General features: G+C 45.7%; 20 protein-coding genes. 8 read left to right on the forward strand and 12 right to left on the reverse strand.

What is annotated here, in order from left to right; genetic code table 11:
* The first annotated feature begins 46 nt into the window (after nt 1–46).
* From ACLWBD_RS14510 to rfaE2, 7 genes are all read left to right on the forward strand, one after another.
* On the forward strand, nt 47–334 hold the full coding sequence (locus tag ACLWBD_RS14510) for a hypothetical protein (protein WP_253696414.1): 288 nt from the start codon (nt 47–49) through the stop codon (nt 332–334).
* A 147-nt stretch (nt 335–481) separates the two neighbouring features.
* Nucleotides 482–2,566, forward strand: a complete 2,085-nt coding sequence (locus tag ACLWBD_RS14515; RefSeq protein ID WP_413568709.1) for a hypothetical protein — start codon at nt 482–484, stop codon at nt 2,564–2,566.
* A 123-nt stretch (nt 2,567–2,689) separates the two neighbouring features.
* On the forward strand, nt 2,690–3,403 hold the full coding sequence (locus ACLWBD_RS14520) for a hypothetical protein (protein ID WP_063205079.1): 714 nt from the start codon (nt 2,690–2,692) through the stop codon (nt 3,401–3,403).
* Nucleotides 3,396–4,298 (forward strand): 50S ribosomal protein L11 methyltransferase, encoded by a 903-nt coding sequence (locus tag ACLWBD_RS14525; protein WP_063244301.1) that lies wholly within the window; start codon nt 3,396–3,398, stop codon nt 4,296–4,298. Before ACLWBD_RS14520 ends, ACLWBD_RS14525 begins: the two co-directional genes overlap by 8 nt.
* Nucleotides 4,295–5,056: an RsmE family RNA methyltransferase gene (locus tag ACLWBD_RS14530; RefSeq protein WP_413568710.1), complete on the forward strand. Its 762-nt coding sequence runs from the start codon at nt 4,295–4,297 to the stop codon at nt 5,054–5,056. Before ACLWBD_RS14525 ends, ACLWBD_RS14530 begins: the two co-directional genes overlap by 4 nt.
* Before the next feature lie 11 nt (nt 5,057–5,067).
* The gene (locus tag ACLWBD_RS14535; protein ID WP_063205082.1) at nt 5,068–5,847 is read left to right on the forward strand and encodes an RDD family protein; all 780 of its coding nucleotides are present in this window, start codon (nt 5,068–5,070) and stop codon (nt 5,845–5,847) included.
* Between the two features lie 4 nt (nt 5,848–5,851).
* Nucleotides 5,852–6,319: a D-glycero-beta-D-manno-heptose 1-phosphate adenylyltransferase gene (gene rfaE2 / locus ACLWBD_RS14540; RefSeq protein WP_373998208.1), complete on the forward strand. Its 468-nt coding sequence runs from the start codon at nt 5,852–5,854 to the stop codon at nt 6,317–6,319.
* A 56-nt stretch (nt 6,320–6,375) separates the two neighbouring features.
* On the opposite strand, the gene ACLWBD_RS14545 is transcribed toward rfaE2, so the two are convergent.
* Nucleotides 6,376–7,230 carry a hypothetical protein gene (locus ACLWBD_RS14545; RefSeq protein WP_413568712.1) on the reverse strand — a complete coding sequence of 285 codons (855 nt, stop codon included), beginning with the start codon at nt 7,228–7,230 and terminating at the stop codon, nt 6,376–6,378.
* A gap of 193 nt (nt 7,231–7,423) precedes the next feature.
* Between ACLWBD_RS14545 and ACLWBD_RS14550 the strand changes: the two genes are divergently transcribed.
* Entirely contained in the window at nt 7,424–8,779 is a 1,356-nt protein-coding gene (locus ACLWBD_RS14550) for a hypothetical protein (RefSeq protein WP_413568714.1), read from the forward strand.
* Here the strand turns inward: ACLWBD_RS14550 and ACLWBD_RS14555 are convergent, their stop codons facing one another.
* From ACLWBD_RS14555 to ACLWBD_RS14605, 11 genes are all read right to left on the reverse strand, one after another.
* Nucleotides 8,780–9,565, reverse strand: a complete 786-nt coding sequence (locus tag ACLWBD_RS14555; protein WP_413568716.1) for a VTC domain-containing protein — start codon at nt 9,563–9,565, stop codon at nt 8,780–8,782.
* Entirely contained in the window at nt 9,562–10,713 is a 1,152-nt protein-coding gene (locus ACLWBD_RS14560) for a hypothetical protein (protein ID WP_413568717.1), read from the reverse strand. Before ACLWBD_RS14560 ends, ACLWBD_RS14555 begins: the two co-directional genes overlap by 4 nt.
* Nucleotides 10,710–12,491 (reverse strand): HlyD family efflux transporter periplasmic adaptor subunit, encoded by a 1,782-nt coding sequence (locus tag ACLWBD_RS14565; protein ID WP_413568719.1) that lies wholly within the window; start codon nt 12,489–12,491, stop codon nt 10,710–10,712. Before ACLWBD_RS14565 ends, ACLWBD_RS14560 begins: the two co-directional genes overlap by 4 nt.
* On the reverse strand, nt 12,491–13,174 hold the full coding sequence (locus ACLWBD_RS14570; protein WP_413568720.1) for a DUF4956 domain-containing protein: 684 nt from the start codon (nt 13,172–13,174) through the stop codon (nt 12,491–12,493). Before ACLWBD_RS14570 ends, ACLWBD_RS14565 begins: the two co-directional genes overlap by 1 nt.
* A 161-nt stretch (nt 13,175–13,335) precedes the next feature.
* Nucleotides 13,336–14,064 carry a hypothetical protein gene (locus ACLWBD_RS14575; protein WP_413568722.1) on the reverse strand — a complete coding sequence of 243 codons (729 nt, stop codon included), beginning with the start codon at nt 14,062–14,064 and terminating at the stop codon, nt 13,336–13,338.
* A gap of 62 nt (nt 14,065–14,126) precedes the next feature.
* On the reverse strand, nt 14,127–15,182 hold the full coding sequence (locus ACLWBD_RS14580; RefSeq protein WP_413568724.1) for a hypothetical protein: 1,056 nt from the start codon (nt 15,180–15,182) through the stop codon (nt 14,127–14,129).
* Between the two features lie 148 nt (nt 15,183–15,330).
* The gene (locus ACLWBD_RS14585; protein ID WP_063205091.1) at nt 15,331–15,705 is read right to left on the reverse strand and encodes a YkgJ family cysteine cluster protein; all 375 of its coding nucleotides are present in this window, start codon (nt 15,703–15,705) and stop codon (nt 15,331–15,333) included.
* A gap of 7 nt (nt 15,706–15,712) precedes the next feature.
* Entirely contained in the window at nt 15,713–16,843 is a 1,131-nt protein-coding gene (locus ACLWBD_RS14590) for a polysaccharide deacetylase family protein (RefSeq protein WP_413568726.1), read from the reverse strand.
* A gap of 8 nt (nt 16,844–16,851) precedes the next feature.
* On the reverse strand, nt 16,852–18,273 hold the full coding sequence (locus tag ACLWBD_RS14595) for a hypothetical protein (protein ID WP_413568728.1): 1,422 nt from the start codon (nt 18,271–18,273) through the stop codon (nt 16,852–16,854).
* A gap of 252 nt (nt 18,274–18,525) precedes the next feature.
* Nucleotides 18,526–19,818 (reverse strand): O-antigen ligase family protein, encoded by a 1,293-nt coding sequence (locus ACLWBD_RS14600; RefSeq protein WP_413568730.1) that lies wholly within the window; start codon nt 19,816–19,818, stop codon nt 18,526–18,528.
* Between the two features lie 2 nt (nt 19,819–19,820).
* Nucleotides 19,821–20,372, reverse strand: coding sequence for an SLBB domain-containing protein (locus ACLWBD_RS14605; protein WP_063205095.1), 552 nt, complete (start codon nt 20,370–20,372; stop codon nt 19,821–19,823).
* Nucleotides 20,373–20,377 lie beyond the last annotated feature (5 nt).

Raw genomic sequence — 20,377 nt, forward strand, 5'->3', positions numbered from 1 at the left:
GGAAAACATCAAATTCAACCGATAAGTATGAAGTCGGAGGTTGTACGTGAAAAAACTAATTCTGCTCTCGCTAGTAGTATTGGCTACGGGTTGTTCGATGGAAGCCTCCTTAGAGCAATTGGCGAAGGAAGTTCCGACCATTAAGTTTCAAGATCCTGCAAAAACAACGGGCTTGGTTTCTGGTTCTACACAGACGGGAACTGCGTCTGGTGGCGGTGTCACTTATCACGTGCAAAGCACAGTCGGTAACTACATGTCAGGAATCGAACAAACCACTTCAGACAACTCTTACAAGGTTTATAGCTCCGTTCAAGGGGCGATCGTTTCTAATTAATTTATTATCTTTACTGTAAGTTGGCGACAAATCTCCTCTGTATCAAGAGGAGATTTTTTATTTATTAACATAGTAGTTCCTTACTGTTAGCGCTCTTGCGTTCTTGTAACATACAAAATCCCTCACAATAAGCCGATAAGTCTTTATATGAAAATCTTGAGCGTTCTGGTTCTTTTCATGTCTCTATTAGGGGCTGCAACGACTCACGCAGTTCCAGGTTCTCTAACTTATCAGGGAAGAATCAAAAATTCCGACGGACTTCCGCTGGAAGTTAATGGCGTTCGCTTTGAATTTTCCATCACGAATCCCTCAGGCTCTTGCGTTCTTTATAAAGAAATATCTTCGTCCATTGATATGCGCAATTCTTCCGGAGTCTTTGACGTGCCTATCGGAACAGGCACAAAAAATTATCCCGTCGATCCAGGATTTAAGCTCTTAGATGCCTTCAATAATGCAGCGGCTTTGAATTGTGAAGGTGGAGGAACCTACACTCCTATCGCCGATGACAAAAGGCTTTTAAGAGTCCAATTCTATGATGGCACAGGTTGGAAGCTCATCAGTCCCGACAGCGAAATCCGCAGTGTTCCTTTTGCAGGCCATGCGCAGTACGCTGAGTCCGCGCAAAAACTTGGTTCAAATACAGTCGCTGACTTTATTCTAAAATCCAGTGTGCCTCTTTGTGGCGCTGGCGAATATCTTCGACATATTGCGCCCGCTGGCACATTTCAATGCACAGTTCCCGTTGTGAATGGAAATGACGTCAGCGGAAATATTTCCGGTAGTTCCGCGGGCTTTACTGGAAATTTAAGCGGCGATGTCTCGGGAACTCAAAGTGCGACAAGCGTTGATAAAATCAAAGGCATCGCCGTTAATATGACGGGCCTGGCTTCTGGAAAAATTCTTAAATACAACGGAACAAATTGGGCGCCTGCAGATGACACGGATACTAACACTGACGATAAAATCCGCGGTGTCGATGTTTCTGCAACCACACCGGTCAGTGGACAAGTTTTAGTTCACAACGGATCAGCGTGGGCTCCTCAATATTTCGGCATGGGGCAATTGCGATCGACGGTTACGGGCACAGCGCAAGTTCCGGCATCGTGCTCAACTGCTGATAAAACTCTGACTTGGAATTCAATCACAGACTCATTTGCTTGTACCACGATTGCGATCGCGAGCACTCAAGTAACCGGGCTTGGAACAGCGGCTACAAAAAACTTCGGGACCTCTTCTGGAAATCTTGTAGAGCTTGATGGTACCGGAAGGATTCCGGCTTCACTTCTCCCCGCTTCTAGCGGAAATATCATAGATGGAGGCAACAGCACGGGCGCCACTTTGAACGTCGGCACCAACGACGGGCAAGCGCTGAATTTCGAGACCAACAATTCGTCACGAATGACTATCACGAGTAACGGAGATATTGGCATTGGCACAGCCTCCCCCGGCTACAGACTTCAGGTAAATAAAACCTCCAATGCGACGGCTGCCAGCAATATCGCTGCTTCTTTTAATTTCATGTGGGCAGCACCAACTAGTTCCAGCGCTAGTACTTTTGTCGGTCAGTATAACGGCGCTGAAAGTGACGGCACGTCGGCGGCTATCACTGGCGGTATTTTAGCGCAGATCAACTACACTCACCACAACGGCTCAAATGCTTTAGCTAAACTCGTGGGCTCCTGGTCCGGTACTTACAATAAATCTTCAGCGACGGTGGGATCCTCACTGGCAGTTCAGGGTGAAGTGAACAATGACGCTTCGGGAGTTATTTCACAAGCGATAGGACTTCACTCGCGCATTAGAAACAGCGGCAGCGGCTCGATCACGAATGCTTATGGAGTGTACGTTGACGGAGTGCAAGGGACGAACAAGTGGTCCATTTATACGAACGATCCTTCAGTGCCATCGTACTTTGCCGGTTATGTTGGTATCGGAACGAACTCTCCAACAGCTCCACTGGATGTCAATGGCACGGTAAAAGCCACTAAGTTTTCGGTGGGTCCACAGATCGTCACCGCGACTTGCAGTAATAGCGCTGCAGCCTCTTGTATGGCCATCGCCACGTGTCCCGCGGGAAAAACACTTCTGTCAGGAGGTTATTCAACCTCTTGGGCGGCCACCAGTGTTGTTCAGTCCGCCCCCTCTTCAGGGAGTACCTGGTCCTGCCAGTTTTACGGCGACAGCGCCCTCGGTCCGCATACCTGCTACGCCCTTTGCGCCAATTTCGAGTAAGAAAGAATTATGAGCGATCGCTAAACTCAAGTCGAGTCGGTGTCGCCATTTCTGCAACAGACCTTAAGTTTCATTTTAAGACAGCCGATAAAGCTTTTAGACAAACCATGGAAGGGTTTTCTTATGAAGTTTATAACTTTAATTCTGCTTCTTGCCGGTTTCACGATGAAATCTCAAGCCGCCGATATCACCATCGTGGATGTTCGCCGCAATATCACGATGTCTGAAGATGACACTGTCTACAAAGACTTCTACATCAACGCCGGTCCTTCTTCAGGATTAAAAAAGAATCTGGTGGTGACGGCTGTTCGCAAACTCAATATTCGTGATGCCAGTGGCGCCAATGCTGTGGGTGAAATCACTGTCCCCGTTGGGCAGCTAAAAATCATCGCCGTTTACGACAAAGTCGCCGTCGCGCGCGAGTACACTCTTTTATCACGCGATGAGCTTCCGATGCTTGAGCAAGTAGGGATGATGACCGGAGACCGCATAGATCTTCAAGGCTCATTCATTGATAATTCTAAGCCCAAACCAAAACGCAAAGTAGCCGAAGCCTCTAGCGAAACGACCGCAACAACGGCCACGGTGGTTTCACTCACCGTCGCCCCTTCAGCCGCTGGTTTAAGCACAGGGGCAGGAGCCCTTTCCCCTACCCCGGCCTCCCCCGCGGGAGCGAACCCTGTAGTTTCTGCCAATTTAAAAGCGGATAGTATCCTTTCTGCCGCAACTAATAGCAGTTCAGCCCCTGCCGCCCCTGCGGCTGCGGCATCCTCGGCTACCGCCGGGGAAACCCTTGAAAAAACGGCGGATTCTGGTAACAACACTCTTCATGAGTGACAATTCTTATTTCCGCGTTCGTCTAAGCCAAGTTCCAGCAGAGCTGGAAGACATCATCACCACACATAGTTTTGAATGTGGAGCCTCTGGAGTGACAGAGGCTTTGGCTTTTATTCAGCCTGATCTTACCTACGACCCTAAGCTTCTTCACGTCCGTTCTCACGAAGTGGATGTGTTCTTCCCTGAAAAACCGGCACAAAATTTCTTTGATGGCCTTCTTGAAATCAACGGTGGCATCAAATGGAATATTTTCGAAGAAGAAAACAAAGACTGGCTTGAGGAGTGGAAAAAAGGTTTTAAACCTTTCAAACTTGTCGGTGATTTCTGGGTTGTTCCAAGCTGGTTGCAACCTCCTGAAGAATGCAAACACGCGATCTTCATTGATCCAGGTATGGCGTTTGGAACCGGAACTCATGCAACCACGCAAATGATGGCCTTCTTTATTCACAAACTCGCTGAAAAATACAAGAACGACGTGAAAGAGTGGGCTCTTCTAGATGTCGGAACCGGCACGGCAATTTTAGCAATGCTTGCGCAGATGAGCGGCATGGGCCTTGTCACTGGGATTGAAATTGATCCAGAAGCGCGTCGAGTGGCTCGTGAAAACGTGAAGTTGAACAAGCTTGAACAAATTGACATCCCCGAAACACAGATCGAAGACATGCGCTCGCAGTACGATGTCGTAGTTGCGAACATCATCGATGGAGTTCTGATCAACATCAAATCCGATCTTCTTCGTGTGCTAAAACCAGGTGGTCATATTCTTCTGACAGGAATTTTAGAAGAACGTGATAATCACTTCTTTGAAAAGTTCATGGAAAACTCGGGCCTCACCGTTCTTCGTCGTTTAGAAAAAGACGAGTGGGTTGGATACTGGGCTCAGTCAAAAGCATGAGACGTTATTGGATAGAGAAAAAAGATTTATTCCAAGATCAGGTGAATTTCACCGGCGATGTCTTTCATCATATTTTCGATGTCTGTCGCCAAGAGGTCGGTTCAAAGTTTGAGGTTCTTACCGAAGACAGTAAAGCCTACTTCGTTGAAGTCACTCAAGTCTCGAAGAAAAATGCCACCGCAAGAATTCTAGAAGAACGCGTGATTCCTCCATTAAAGGAACCGCACATTCATTTAGCACTTTCTATTTCACGTTTTCCAGTGATGGATGCGATCATGGAGAAAGCTGTCGAAATGGGTGTTAAAAGCATTCAACCTTTCTTTTCTGAATTCAGCTTCCTGCGAACAGGCGAAAAACTTTCTGACAATAAAGTGGAGCGTTGGGATAAAATCGTCCGCTCCGCCACCCAACAATCTGGCCGCGGCGACCTCATGAAAGTTCAACCGGCAATTCCGTTGGAGAAGGTTTCAGGTTTGATTAACCGAGACGCGGGACATGTGGGTCTATTTGCTTATGAGGGTCCGTCGACTCTTAGCATCAAGGATTATGTTCAACAGGTGAAGTCCCAAAACCCTCAAGGTGTGAAAGCCATCTGGATTATCGTGGGTTCTGAAGGGGGTTTCTCTCACAATGAAGTCGAAAAATTCCAGGAACTAGGCCTTCGCCCAGTCACCTTGGGACCCCAGGTTTTGCGAGTTGAAACGGCTTGCATGGCTCTGGTATCAGTCCTAAAGTATGACTTTGATCTGATGTGTTGAAAGGAGAGGGAATGGATCCCTTCGAGGAATTTGAGTTTAAGCCGCTCACGGACGGTCTAGGTTTTCACAAAAAGAAAACAACAGGCGCAGCCAAAGACGAAGCTCAGACAGAAACGTTTTCTAAAAACCGTATGATGGATCAAGGCTTGGAATTGATCGAGGAATCCTCTGTCGATCCTTTGCGTCCTCCTCTTCCACGCAAAAACCGCAACTCTTCCACACAAATTCAACCGACTCCAGGTGCTACAGAAGTGGGCGGAGACGGTTCAGCCGCGGTTGATGAAATTCTTAAGACACTTCAAAAAAACCGTCGTTTGGATTTCGATAACAGCAAACAAAAAATCTCTCAAACAGCTGTTAAAGAAGAGTACAAAAAAGCGACTTGGAGTTTTTCAGCTGCCATGCTTGATGGCATGCTTGTCGTAGCTTCGAGCCTTCTTTGCATGATCATTCTTTTGGTTATCACGAAAGTGGATTTGATTGGCAACCTTACGAACCCAGACTCTCAAGGTATGATCTATCTTGCGACATTGTCTTTGTTCGCAATGGTGAGCTTTGCTTACCTGACAGTAAATCGTCTGTTCATGGGTTGCACTCCAGGCGAATGGGCTTTTGATCAACGCGTAGGTCAACCTGCAGAGTTGAACAAAGCTTCTTACTCTTTACGTGTAGTCGCTCGTTCCTTCCTCGTGATCGTCACTGGGTTTATCGTATTCCCACTTCTTTCGACTGTTCTGGGACAGGACCTTGCGGGTTCTATCACAGGCGCTCGTCTGTATAAAAAGGCATAGTTCTATGGGCCAAGTTCGTAAATTTGATGATATTGAAAACAGCTTGGCTCCACTTCGCTCTCAAGGAAAAAAAGTCGTCTTCACAAACGGATGCTTCGACCTTTTGCACGTCGGCCATGTTCGTTACCTTCAAGAAGCTAAAGCCTTGGGTGACGTTTTGGTTGTAGGTGTGAATTCAGATGCGAGCGTTAAAAAACTTAAAGGCCCCACTCGCCCCGTACAAATTGAAAATGACCGTGCCGAGATCTTAGCGGCATTAGGAGCTGTGGATTTCACGGTGATTTTCACCGAAGAAACTCCAGAGAACCTTATTCACAAGGTACGTCCCGATATTTTAGTTAAAGGCGGCGATTGGAGCATTGAATCCATCGTCGGCGCGCCGTTTGTTATGTCTTATGGCGGAAAAGTGATGTCTTTGCAGTTCGTGGATGGCAAGTCCACCACGAAACTGATTGAAAAAGCTCAGAAGTAATTCAAAGAAATTCAGAAATAAAAAAGGGAATACAGATTTGTATTCCCTTTTTTATTTTAGTTCGTAGGACAAATCGCCGCGCGCTCAGCCGCGGTGATCGAAAATTTCACATAGGGTTTGAACGACTTTAAGCGATTGCGAATCGTTGTGAATCCTGCAGAATTCCCATCCGTGTTTTTCACCCAATAAGCGTCCACTTTTTCATTGCTCCACCCACAGAACTGCTTCAAGGCCATTCCCGAAATCAAGCCAGAGGAATGCCATCCGTTCCAGCAGTGCGCATAGATGGGACCATTCAACTTACCTTTAATACGATTGTAGACCATTTGTAGAATGGCTTCATTTTCTCCCGCCGCCGCGTACTGTTTGTACTGCATGGTGTGGCTTTGGTGAGACGTGTTTTGACAAGACACACTTCGAGGTGCGGATTCGAAATTTTCGGAATAGAGGTAAACGGAAGCTCCGAAATCCTCTTTACAAAGATTATTCAGACCGACAGTTGGCAAAGGGTTTACATTGTTTCTCGGCGTGCTGAGGTACTTGTTATTAGCTCCCCCGCGGTACATCACACCGTGAAGCACAACACGAAAATTCCGAGTGCCCCAAAGCTCATCGACACCATCACCTCTGTTATCCGTGAGTTTTGCAAAAGTGTCGGCAAGTTCATAGCGATCCTTGTACTTCTTGGCTTCCCTTTGAATGCTAAAAGAGTTTGCACCTGTATCAGGCGTAGATCCAGATGAATTGGAATCGTCAGGTATTTGATTGGGCTCCTCTTGACCCACATTTCCTGAAGCGGCGTCTTGCACGCCTTTCATGAGCGCAGCTTCCATACATCCTGTAAGTTGAGTAACGGCAGCGAATAAAATGATTGCGGTTTTGAAATATCCTGTTTTCATTGTCTTGATCATGCTGAAGTTTTGTCGAAACACACAATCAGACTAGACCCACTTTTCTTAGAATACGAGGCTCTCGCCAATTTCCCCTGTCCCTTCGTAAGGGCGAAAAGCCTGGAGATAAGAATATTCTCTTTTTTGTAAGGTGCGATCACCTCACTTCAATCTTATAAATGGCTCATCACCTTCATCAGAAAAGAGTAAAACTATGATAAAGAAATGGATTTCCGTTCTGTGTGTCAGTACGTGCGCTTCGTCTTCGTTCGCACTTAATCTCTCTGAATTACAAGGCGAACGCCGCGTAGAGTTTCGTTCGCCTCAAGGCCTGGCAGAAGTCTGCGTGGTCCCCAAAAAATGGCCGGGAGCTTCTTACCGCAGCGATGACGTGGAAAAAGAAAACGATTTGTGCAGCTATGACTTTCACACAAACATGGGAATTTGTCCCAAATACACATCCACCAATCCAGCCATTCTTTTATTGAAACCTAATGCGACTTATTCGAAAGCCGCTATCGATGCTTCTAACTGCGATGTAAAAAAAATGAACGTAAAAACCGAGGCGAAGTTTAAGCAATCGGTGACTTGTTCATACACACCCGCGATTCTTGCTTACTACCCCATCTCTAGAATCTTGGGAAATGTGGGACGAGTCCCTGTGGCCGTGATTCGCTCCATGGACCGCGAGGTGCATTCTCGACAAACTGATAAAGCGATTGCGCACTTCCAAAATAGCACGGACGATATTAAGTACTCTTGGAACGCCATGGGGAAAGTTCACAAAAATCCGGCCAACTACCCCACTGTCATTGACGGTACGTTAAGCCAAATTTATGGAGCGCTTTCTGATAACATCAAAAATGAAGAACAATACGTCGAAGTCAGCGGCAAAGGCGTCTATGAAACACGTTATGAACGTTTCCTTCAGCAGCCTCCATTCTTGAAGGTCTCTGGCTCTCAAACGGTAGAACAGATGCTAGGAACCAAAGACTTCGCGGCTGTGGCACAGACAGTGACTCAGATGAAGGATGTCTCAGACCTCGTGCTTTTAGATACCTTGATGAACCAGCAAGACCGTATCGGTAATATTCACTATAAGTTCTACTGGTACGCCGCAAACCCGGCCACTCAAAAAATTGAACGCATGAAATCAGAGGCAAAATGGGTTGGAAACCAACTGCAAGTGCCACAAGCGGAAAAAGATCTTATGGCTGGTAAGCAAGCGGCATTAATTAAAGAAATGGTTCTGAAAGACAATGACTGCGGCATCGTTAAGACAAATATGATGAGACGCGTAGGTGCTCTAGAAAAGGTTAAGCACATGAGCTATAACACTTATCGCCGCTTCATGGCTTTTGAGCGCACTCTTAAAGATGCATACACTAAAGACTATTTTATGAAAGAGATGCTTTTTACTTCTGGTGACTATGGCGTCCTTGTCGGAAACGCGACAAAAGCAAAACAGATTTTGCTTTCGAAATGCCAGGCTGGAGAACTGATCTTTGATGTGGATCTAGAGACTTACATCCCCGGTGCGACGAAGCCTATCTACCGCTGCGATCTTTAATTATCGATAAAGAATTCCTGACGAAACCACGTCAGGAATTCCCAAGTGGGTCGCCATCGAGTTTCCAAACTTAGAAAACGACCCACCTACTAATCCAAACTGTCTAATTAAATCAATCATCCAAAGTGGGATCTTCTTTTCGCATTTAAGTTCTAGAACTACACACTTTCCTGGTTCTTCAAATGAATCCGGGTGATCATAATGGCACAGCAGTTTTTCATTTGGTGTGACCGTCCACGTGTTCGCTTCGTGGAACCGCAGATCACGATCAAATGTCACTCGCGCATAATCATCGACGTGAGAAATATAGGCCTTTCGACGATACTGCGTCAGAATCACCGGCCCTACATTGTAAGTGATCTTTTGCCTTAGAAAATCTTCAAGATTGCCTCGGGAACTTTCGTCGACGTTTTCAGGAATAGTGTCATACTCTAAAATTTCCGCCCAGTTCGGGATAGAAACTTTGGCCCGCTTCTTTTTCACGAACTCACGCACTTTGTACTTCACTTCAAAGAAATAAGGTGGCGCCGTCCCCTGACCATAAGAGCGAATCCGCATATTGAAGCTAAAGGCGTTTGCGCGCTCTTTGAAGTGTAAGATAAAATAAGAGGGAGAATCCAAATACAAACTATTGATCGTATAATACTTGTCATCAGCAATCTCAGAAAAATGATCCATGTAGCAATAAGCTTCGACAAATCGGGATATAGGTTCAACCAACTCGGGAGAGATGAGATACTTTAGCTCATATCTTTCTAAGTTTAGAGGCGAAACCTGAATGCTCATAAAAGAGCCTTTAAAGATTTGTCGAGATAGTTCTTTTCCGGTGAATTATTTAAAACTTCCGCTTCTAAGAGGTATTCCAGATACAGACTGTATATTTCCTGTTGCTGATTCAGCAAATCCAGCTCTTCCTGCTGTTCAGCGATTTTGCGTTCAATATTGGCCAAAGGGTCCAAGCTGCCGGCCTGTATCTTACTAAGTTTCTGAGTGTCTTTATAGATCTCGATCAGATTTAAAACCTGAACACGCAGTGTCTCTAAGCGGTTTCCGGTTTCTTCGATGTCTCTCTGTTTTAAAGCCCTTTTTAAAATCAGTTCATTTTGTTTCTGCTTTGCTAAGTCGTCTGAAAAAAGAAAGGGCAACTGAACCGTCACCTCGAGTTCGTAAGAAATATCATCATTCTTTCGGTTTTGACTGACGTCTAAACCTTTGAACCATTGCTTCTCCCGGCCTTTGACTATCGTCAATTCCTGACTGATTTGCTCAATCTCTTCATTAGCAATTTTTTTCGTTAGGGAGTCACCTTTGACGACGGTGTCTTTCAGACTTCGCTCCACATCCTCGACACCAATTAAATTCAGATTCTCAAGTGCTCCTTCTTTCCAAGAAGGCACCCACACCTGAATTTTTGTCTCTAACATCTGCTTTTCCTGCTGCAATAACGCGAGCGCCCGCTTGAGTTTGATCAGTTCACTGCGTGCAGAGACAAAGGCCTTCGATGTCGCTCTGCCCGCACGCAGCGACAGAGTCTGAGCTTGGACATTTCTTTCGGCCAGCCTGATCACGTCTGTGAGCTTATCTGCTTTTTGCCGGTTTAATTCATACAGCAACAACGTGTTGTAACGGTTTTTCAGCGCCCATCCCAAAGAGGAGTTACGCAAGAGTTTTTGTTCAGTCCCCTTAGGCCGACCGGTTTTCCACTCGGGCCAGGACTTAAACTGAAATTTAAGACCGATCTTAGATTTGGTGTCGCCATCGTCGTCTTCGGTCGACACAAACCCGTCCACACTGCGCAGAGGATTTTTAGAATCCGTGGCTTGAACCTCTTCGAATGACAAATAGGTCTTATCATTCCAGGCTGTTTTAAGAACCTGTTCTGGCGTAATAGCAAGCGCCGAAGAGACTAACAGCCAATGAATCAAGAACGTCATTGCTGCCCCTGAGCCGCCGCAAAAGGAATGGTGATAAACTTGCCACCTTTTTTATTATCGAAAACACCAAAAATCTGATGCTCAGAAGGCCCTAGAGAAATTCCTTCTAGTTTCTTTACATTGAATTCTTGAACAAGTTCGACGTGGGAGTTTTGCGGATTGATTTTCCAGACCGCACTGCACTTTTCGCTTACGCACGACGTGGAGATGTAGATGTGATCCTTCGTATGAATCATATCAGAAAGATATAAACTGGTTGTCTTATTTGGCAGACGCAATGGAAAGCGCCACGCAACGCTGACATCCTTCTCTGAAATGCGACCCAGCTCAAACAGAGATTCTGTGTTTGAGACTTTAAGAATCAAGCCTTCCCCGGCAAAGATCATAGGACGCTTCAACGCCAAAAAAAGATCCCCGTCCTTTACAAAGTGTCCTTCCACTTCAAGGTCATTCAGTTTGGTTCCTTGGCTTTGTTTGGCAATTTCCTGTAAGGTCTGATCTTTTGATACTGCCAAAGCTTGCAAAAGAGCCTCGCGTAAATCCACTTGTTTATCTAAGTGAAATCGAATCCCATGGCGTTTGACCTTCACGAAAAGCTGACGTGTGTCTTTTAAGTTTTCCTTTTTCGTGGCGGAAAGCGAACTTAATAGATAGATATCGGATCCTTCAGCAGAAATAGACTCGATATCCTCCATTTTATCTAAGCCCTCCACCGGAAGCATTTGCTCTGCAACCTCACCCTTAGCATTCATGAGCAAAATCCATGGGTGGTCTTCCGGGTAATCGTCCGAGATCATCGCGAATTGACGGATTTCTGGGATATAGGTAAGGCCAGAAATTTCTGGTTGAAATTGATCGATGATACGGGTTGGAAAGTAAATCTCTTCAAGGCTTTGAAAGCTTTCTATCCCGGTATCTGCCTGTTCGGCTTGCGCAGTGCTAAAAAGTGTTATGCCCCAGGATTTTTTGACTGAAACCTTTTCCCCAACCAAAAAGCCATTCGCATTGGGAATTTTGATAACGACTTCTCGTCCCCAAGCCGGAAGACTTTGAATGCGCATTACGCGATCGGGAATTTGCACGATACGCGTCCCAACACTTACTACGCGTCCTTGAATTTTGTGACCACTACCAGAAACCACGTCCACCAATTGTCCAACATTGATCGTCGCGTGCAGATTTTCATTTACGTAGCCATTGATATAGCTGGGATTCAAAGGAACTAAAGTTAGAAGTGGAGCAAATGCCGGCGCTTTCTCTCCATTCTTAAAATTGACTGCGCCTACAGCGCCATCGACCTCCGCAAAAACAAAAAGATTGCGCAGACGATTTTCAATCAGATCCATTTCCTTTTTCGTGTCGTTAAGATCAACCAACAAAGGGTCCGCACCTTCCGGCATCTTTGCATAGTCCTTGGTAAGATGAGAAATCTCTTGGCGTAGTTTAAGCTCAGCCAACAATCGGTCATGGCGGGATCGAAGAATTCTTAACTGATTGTCGAGCTCCTTCTGCCCCAGTTCTAAAAGAAGATCCCCTTTTTTTACGATCTGACTGGGCATCACGTGGATCTGCTTGATCTCAACAGCCGTGTCAAAATTGACTTGAAACTCGCGGGACTCTGCGATTCCCAAAATACTGACGGTCTCAGAATTCAAGACGAACCCGAACCCTAAAATCAATAACACCGCCACGCACCAGATAGCGGCCAGGAACTTATTGTCCGAGCCCACGAAATCTTCCATAAAAGTCTTTAGAAACGAGCGTGCGGCTTTCATCATCACACCTCAATCACAGACTCTTGATTCATAAAATTCAACCCGCGAACTGAATCTACCTTACCAAGATCTTCGATAAGTTGCGACGACGTCGTCTGAGGTTTTAACCGAACTTGATAGGAAAAATCCAGGCGGTCCCCTTGCCCCATCTCGCGAATGGTTGCTAAGGCAAAGTGACGGCACTTTCCTTCCAGCACATTTTCAATCTGTCTTTGCTGTTCGGGATTTCGTGACAAATTAAAACGCAGCAAACCATCAAACTGTGGTCCAGCCGCAAAAGAGGAACCTTGCAGAACCAAAAGAGCCACAACAAAGCAGCCGGTTCCAAGAATAGCAATGCCATAAGCATGAACTCCGGATGCTAAGCCCACCGCCAAAGAGGCAAAGATGAAAAACATATCGCGGGGATCTTTGACATTCGTTCTAAAACGCAACAGGGACAATGCACCGATCATTCCGATACCACGCGCGACATTGTCGCCAATAGCCTGCATAGCGATCGCAATCACGATCGGCAGCAGAACCAAGCCGTGCAGGAAATTCAATGAATATGACAGCCCACGGAAGGTTTTAACGTAGATCACGGCCAAGACCGTGCCCAGTACGAAACTCAACAGAAAGGCATACACGATTGAGATCCAGGTCGGATTAGAGAATGATGAATTCAGAATAGAAAAGTCCAACATATTAAGCCCCTAGAAAAACAGGCTTCATCCAAATCACTATTCGGGACAATCAAATTGAACGGAGTTTGTGGATAGACAGAGCAACCTTGCAGACTTGTAGGTAAAGAACATCGAATTGCTTACTGAACAGAAAGGAGAATTGCGGAACTGACAGAAAACTTTTAGAAACGATAACCTAATTTTCCCGAATAAACCGAATCCGCGTAACGATCGATTTGCAGAGCTAAAAAGAATTTCGCGATATCGACATTGATACCAAACACCGTGTGATTTTCGACGATGTCTTCTTCAACGGTATTCTGATCATCAGTGATTCCATCGGTGCCACCGATAAAGGTCCCAATCGCACGAACACGGCCACCACCAAAATAGATTGCGACGTTATCCATTGCGACGGAAGCAATCAGATCTGCCCCCAGAGTTTTCACGTTAATCAAATTTGAAAAATTCGCGCCCCCGCCTGAAATCATCGCCGTCAATGTCAGAGGAAAAAAAGAGGCCTCATAAAAACCCCAACGCACTTGTCCACCGAACGTTTGAATGCCATCACCTAAAGCCGGAGTGAAGTACACATGCGTGTCGACGTTATAGTAAAGACCTTTTCCAAACGTCAGCGTCAGGTAGTTGATCTCTCCCGTGTCCGTAGTTTCTGACCCCAAAGTCGCCAAATCCTCCGTAGGAATATACTCCGACGCAATTCCAACCTCGATACCGGAGTAACCGCCGAGTGGATAAGGATTATCCAAAATTTTTGAAGCCGAACCAAACCCCAGAATTTCAAGTGCGCGAACACGGTCTCCAGAACTGAGGTTTTTAGGTAAATCATAAGCAGCACTCGCCGACCAAGTGGTGAAGATTGTCAGAATGAAAATAAGACGGCTTAAACGCATAATATCCCTGGGACTCAAAGTTCTAGGGATATTCTTGTCAGAAAATGGAATGCTGTCCAGTTTTAAAGAGAAGCGACTGCAGTTTGCAATTGCCCTAGGCCCGTCGCCGCTAAATTAGCGATCGTCGCATCCGAACTTTGTGCAAGTTGTTGAAACAAAGGTACGAATTGAGAGTAACCTGCCACCGCATTTGTCGTTACATCCCCGCGCGAGTTGCGTGGATCCGTGTTTGGCGTTACGCCACCCTTTGCACTTTGATAGCCCTCAATAACAACCTGCAACGCGGCTTCCACTACCGAAGAGTCGTTAGATTGCAAAACAGATTTCAAAATACCCAAGCGCGCTGTAACCGCATAACCCGCAAGATATTTATCGGCTTTCGATTTCAGTTCAGGAGTCATTTGCTCATAATACTTCGCTGTGACCGCAAAACTTCTAGAGTTATAAAGAGATTTAACCGCCTCAAGACCCAACGCCTGCGTTTCCGCTTTATTGGAACTGTAAAGATCTGCAACGATAGAATAAAAGATACTTTCGCTCACTTCACTACGGCTGAATGCAGCGACAAGTTGAGCGACGTTTTCAGCGGTAGGTTGCGCTCTTAAACGAGCTTGCCACTGGTCGCCCGTTAAAGTTTCTTTGTCAGCACCCGTTTGTTCATTCTTAGGATTGTTGTTTCCTGAGTTATCCACAAATTGTTGCCCAGAGCCCGTACCTGAATTCATGAATCCGTCGTCGCCAAATCCTGTCGGTTCATCTGCACCCACGATTTGAACGTCAACAGTCTTTTTCGGAGCTTCGTCCGCTTTTTTCTTAGCTTCAGCCTTCTTTTGCGCAACCGGTTTCACTGGAACTGCAGCATTTTTAGCGTCGGCCGTCTTTTTAGCGTCTTCTTTTTTCTTTGCATAAGGATTTACGTATTTACGAGAGATCTCGCGATCGCCCAAGTCAAAAAGAGCTGCCAAAAATGACGTCTTAGGACGTGGCATTTCGTAAATCACTTCCAGCTCTGCAATCGCTGATTGAACAGGGGTTCTTAGAACGTAACCTAGAGCTCCCACCATCACGATGGACAACCCGATAATCGCCGTTTCTAGTTTATTGTCTTTGAAGCCCATTGTAGCCTCCTGTTCTTACTTGGTAGTAAGAGCAGTGCTTGTGCCACCTGGGCTCGCATATAGGGAACTTGGCATAGATCAGTCTGAGACAGAGACGTGCAGCGCGCACCCCTGTCAAAGAATCAGGCAATCTCAAAATGAGACAGGACTAAGTGCTACCTGGACAGAAACCGGGACGAGGCCCTATAGAGGGAAATCCACGACAGGTATCGGGACGTTTTTCGTAGACGGTACAAAGACGGGTTTTTGAATCTAAAAACCAACAGTCACGATTGGCTTTTTGTGAGAGCATAAAGAACTCGGTGCCTTGACGGTACGAGGTGATATAGCCTTCTTTCATTAAACGTTTCGCTAATTTTTTGATGGAGCCAGCGGCCTCATCTTCCGTCGTCAATCCTAAGCGAATGAGGTCCGAGATTTTGATTTCCACAGGCATAGTGCAACAGCCGCCCCAGCAGCCTTTGCACATATCGGTGCGATAGGATTTCCAAGTTGAGGGGCGATCGACATCAGGACGTTTCATTTGAAAACTAAGGGGTTCTTTTCCTAACCAGTTTGCTGTTGTATTTCGCTGACGGGTCAGCGGACTGAAGTAATACAACACTGTACCCACGAGTGTAAAGCTCGCGCAAGAATGTCGGCATGATTTCAGCCGTTTTCCTTTGGATGTCATGGAAAAGAATAATGCCGCGGCCTTTCGCTTCTACCTGGCTCAAGGTGTTGCGAAGAACATAGTCATTGGATTGAGCTTTCCAGTCTTCGCTATCAACAACCCATGCAAAATCCGCTGTCGAGCTGGCTTTTAAAAAGTTTCTCAGCTCTGGAGAGCCCTCGGCATAAGGGAAACGGAAGAAAGGATCAATCCATCCCAAAACGTCATAAATCGCCTGGTGACCTTTACGAATCTCTTCAACGGCTTCACTGAACGTGAAGTTACGCCCGTGCATCTTTCTGCACGCATTGCTATTGCCAATACAGCTATGTGCTTCTGTGTGCGAACCGATACCATGGCCTTGAGAAGCTACAAGCTTCAAAGTTTCAGGATTCAAACGAGAGTTCTTACCCAAAGCAAAGAAGATAGCCTTTGCATTCACTTCATTTAACGAACGCAAGATGGAAGGCGTGTAGATGTTGTTAGGTCCGTCATCAAAAGTCAGAATCACTTCTTTACGGGCCGTATCGCCGTATGTTGCGTAGTACCCATTGGAAGTATCCCGTTTCTGAACATTCGTAGGAAATTTGAAGTTGTTCGTCGTACGCGCAGGAACCAGAGCATTTACGCTCACAGACATCTTCTGTCTTTCTGCCGCAAAATAATTTTCGATATTTCCAAGAAGATCTTGTTTGCAGTCCTTAAGCAAAGCTTGGTTCTGCTCATCACGAATTTCATTTTCAAAAAGAGTCAAAGATTGTGAATCCAATTGCGAAAGACTTTCGCAGATTTCTTTCGGCAAACCATCACGAGACTTACCACCATTGGATTCACGCCATTCTTCAAAAAGAGCTTCAGGATTCGCTTCGGATTGTTCCCACTCTAAATGAGACTTCGCCTCTTGATTATCCGAGACTGCTTGTTGCACTTTTCTGCTAACACTATTTCCGCAACCTACAAGAGTCCCCGTCAAACCAATTGCAAGCGTTGTAACAATCCAATTTTTCATCGCTCATCCTATTGTGAAACGTCAGTTCCCTGCCCAACGTTGACGACATTCCAAGAGATCTTTTGTGGATCTTCCGGTTTGTCCGCTTCTTCAGGTTTGGGTTCAGGCTTTTTCAGACTGAATTTAATTTTCGAGTTCTCAATAATGACGCGTGGATCGGCAGAGTGATTATCAAAGATAACCAAGTTGCGCGATGCCTGCGCCGTAACCACATGCGGATTCCAAAGGTATTTGAAATAAATCACCAAAGACCCGATGAATTGGCTTAACAACAAAGACAAAAGACCCAAACTTAGGAGACCAATCTGCGGCAACGTATTTTCCCAACGTGCGCGTTCTAAGACTTCAAAACGAGTGTCGATAGATAGCTTTTGCGCCTCAAGCTTCGCAAGATTTGTCGTCAACTCTTTGTAACGAGCAAATTCAAGCTCAGATTTCTTTTTAAGATCGTCGACCATTTGCGCGGCAAACGGCAACTCTTTAGCGTCCCTTTTCAAACGATCTATAGAGGATTGCACCTGACCTAACTTCGTTTGCAAAATGCTATTTTCAATGCGCAATGCTTCGATCTTACCGCCAACTCCGTAAAGAGCAGACTCACGCTGGCTGGAACGACCTCTTTGAAGATATTCGATCATTTTATTATTTTCGGCCATCTTCAGTTTGATTTCGTTGGAACGAACCAAAAGATCTGAGATGTAGTCGCCCATTTTATCTTTAGAAGCTAAAGGTAAAAGCGCACCTTCTTTGTTCTGCATCTCTGCAAGTTGTTTGCTGAGTTGAACAAGCTTTTGATCCGCATCGACTTTTTGCTTAGCCATGAAGTCTTCAACACGAGCGATTTCATTCATCTCACGTTTTTTTAGAATCTCTGCGGCTAATTCAGACGCTGAATTAGACAAGAATAAAGACATGGCTTTAATGGGTGTCACAGCAGACACGCGTATCTCAAAGTCCGAATCGATATTAATCTTCGTCCAGCTGTCCAGTCTTTGCAGAACTTGAACACGCTTTTCTGGCTTATCTAAATCACCTAGATAATTGGTTTTAAGAATATCGTAGCCGTTGCGCTCTTCCATGGTAATAAGAGGGCTGTTGCCACGAACTTGAATTCGCTGCAGAAGAGCCTCATAAAACTCTCGGGTTTTAAGATACTCGATATGCTTGGAAAGCAAACTGCTGCCTTTTTTAGATTCCTGAACTGACTTCGACAAACCGAAAAATTGGTTTGAGAATGCCTGCAATGATGAGTTCTGCGAATCGTTAATAACAATTGTCGAAGACGCGACAAAAGGAATCTTAACAACATAAACAAGAACCGCTACCGCAAATAGTCCTGCGGTAAACAAAGCAAACATGCGCCAATGGGACAGATAAAGTTTAATAATTTCGCCCACTGTTAATTCAGGTTCTATATGCTGATCACTCATATATCCCCACCTTCTGTGACATATCCCCGCAAGCATTGGTTGTGCCACTGAATTAATGCCTTGGCCTGTGTTTAATGTGCAATGAGGATTAAGAATTTGAAATTACTTCAGGGGTGTGCACCCAATTGACATCCACGGGGCGTGAAATCCGCTTCAGTAGGGGCTTAGTCTTTGTAAAAGACAAAAGAACTTTTGGAGCAAAAACTTTAGCCGCTGTTGTGTTTTTTAAACTCGTTTGATCAGTAACAAATATTAGGACTGCTCAGAAGATGCGTCCGAACGAAGAGTCGACGCAGCGACAAAGCCAAAGACCATCCAGTAAAGACGGTCCGCCATTCCACCAATCGATAAGTGGATATGATAGATCACCAGGATTGGAATATGGGACAGCAAATAAATAGCGACCTGGCGTTTCGCGATACTTTGCGATGTCAGAGCTTTAAATGAACCCAACAACATAAAGATCAAAGCCACAATACTTAGAACAATCAGAGGCCAGCCTCCGACAACACCCGCTGAAATAAAGATGTTATGCGGATCTTTCATCGCATTATAATTAGAAACGTCCACGTCGTTTCCAGCAGCGAATTTAGATAGCAATCCATGCCCTAACAAGGGTTGCTCTTGAAAGATTTGAAAGCCTCGTTCGACCTCTTCCCAACGAGAGGCGATACCGTCTTGGGCCTCACGTCCACCTAAAGCGGCCTGACCCGTCGCAATTCCGCGTGCGAAGTCATAGACCTTGGCGCCGAAAAACATCGAAAAAGTAATCACGAAGGAAGTGAAAGCGAATTTAAAAATGCGCCCCTGATTGCTAGCCGTTTTGTGTAAGATCATGGTGACTACAAAAGCCAGAACCGCGGCTCCTGCGGAGGACCTTGTTCCCGTTAAGATGATCGCGATGAAACTAGCACCCAGGATGAGCGCATCTAAAATTTTATGTTTCGCATTTGTGTCTTTAAGAAAAGTTCCTAAAGAAAAAATAAAGGCCACAGTCGCACAGGTCACCATGTGAGGAATGTGCTTGAACACGCCGATAAAGCGTCCGCCTTTAAAAACATGGCCACTTGCCACGACCAGTAAAACCAATGAAATTAGAACCAAAAATCCGGACCAGCGTTGAATAAAGCGCAAAAAATCATCGACGCTCCAAAGACTGGGTATCACCAAACCATAGACCACAACCATGAACAAAGAGACACCTAGCGCACCGATCTGCATGATCGCAGATTCACCTGTGTTCACATAATGAGCCTGCAACAATGTCTGCACCGTCAAGGTCAACATCAGAACATAGACGAAGAGTTTATAGAACCCACTCAAATGATGGCGCGTTCGCACACGCAACCACATGAAAATCAAAGGCACCCCAAAAAGAAAGCACAAAAAGACATTCACGAAAGGATGCAGGCCTTGCTGAAAGATCAAAAACGAAAATCTTTGCGGAATAGGCAGCACGGCCCCAAAGGAAATCTTAGAAATGAAAATCAAAGCCGCGAGAGCTTTTATAAGAAATAAAATTCGGCCGTCGCGAGCTTGCATCATTCTTAGTTATTTCCTGTGTTCTTATCAATTAGAACTGCGGTCAAAGCGATACCAAGGATCACGGACACAAGAGTGATACCACGAGCCGTTTCGTTACTGATCCACGGAGTGCGCGGAGGAACATAGACGAAGTCGTCTTGATGCAGACGAAGCGCGCGAGTCCCACCGAACTTAATCAGCTTTTCGGCATCAACCTCATAAGCACCTTGATACTCATTGACCGCTTTAGATTTAATCTCTGCCCAAGTTTTAGGCTCCATCTTGCGAACAATCACTTCGGAAAGGTCTCCCCCGTTGGTTGTACCACCAGCCAGAGTGATCAACTTCAGAAGATCTGTGCCGGCTGGCACATAATAGATACCAGGCTTATTGACCGCACCCAAAAGCTGCACTGTCACCAAGGACTCTTTCGGTGAAGACCGGAAGATATACTCGGATGTCTGCTGAGGAGGCTTGATGTCACTTAAAAGCCCCATGTCGTCTGCGTGCGCGCCAGAACAGGTGATCAATAAAACTACGGCCATTATAAAACGAAGGGGTCTTTGTAAACTCATGGTAT

Source organism: Bdellovibrio sp. HCB117 (genome assembly GCF_047305915.1).
Lineage (GTDB): Bacteria > Bdellovibrionota > Bdellovibrionia > Bdellovibrionales > Bdellovibrionaceae > Bdellovibrio > Bdellovibrio bacteriovorus_B.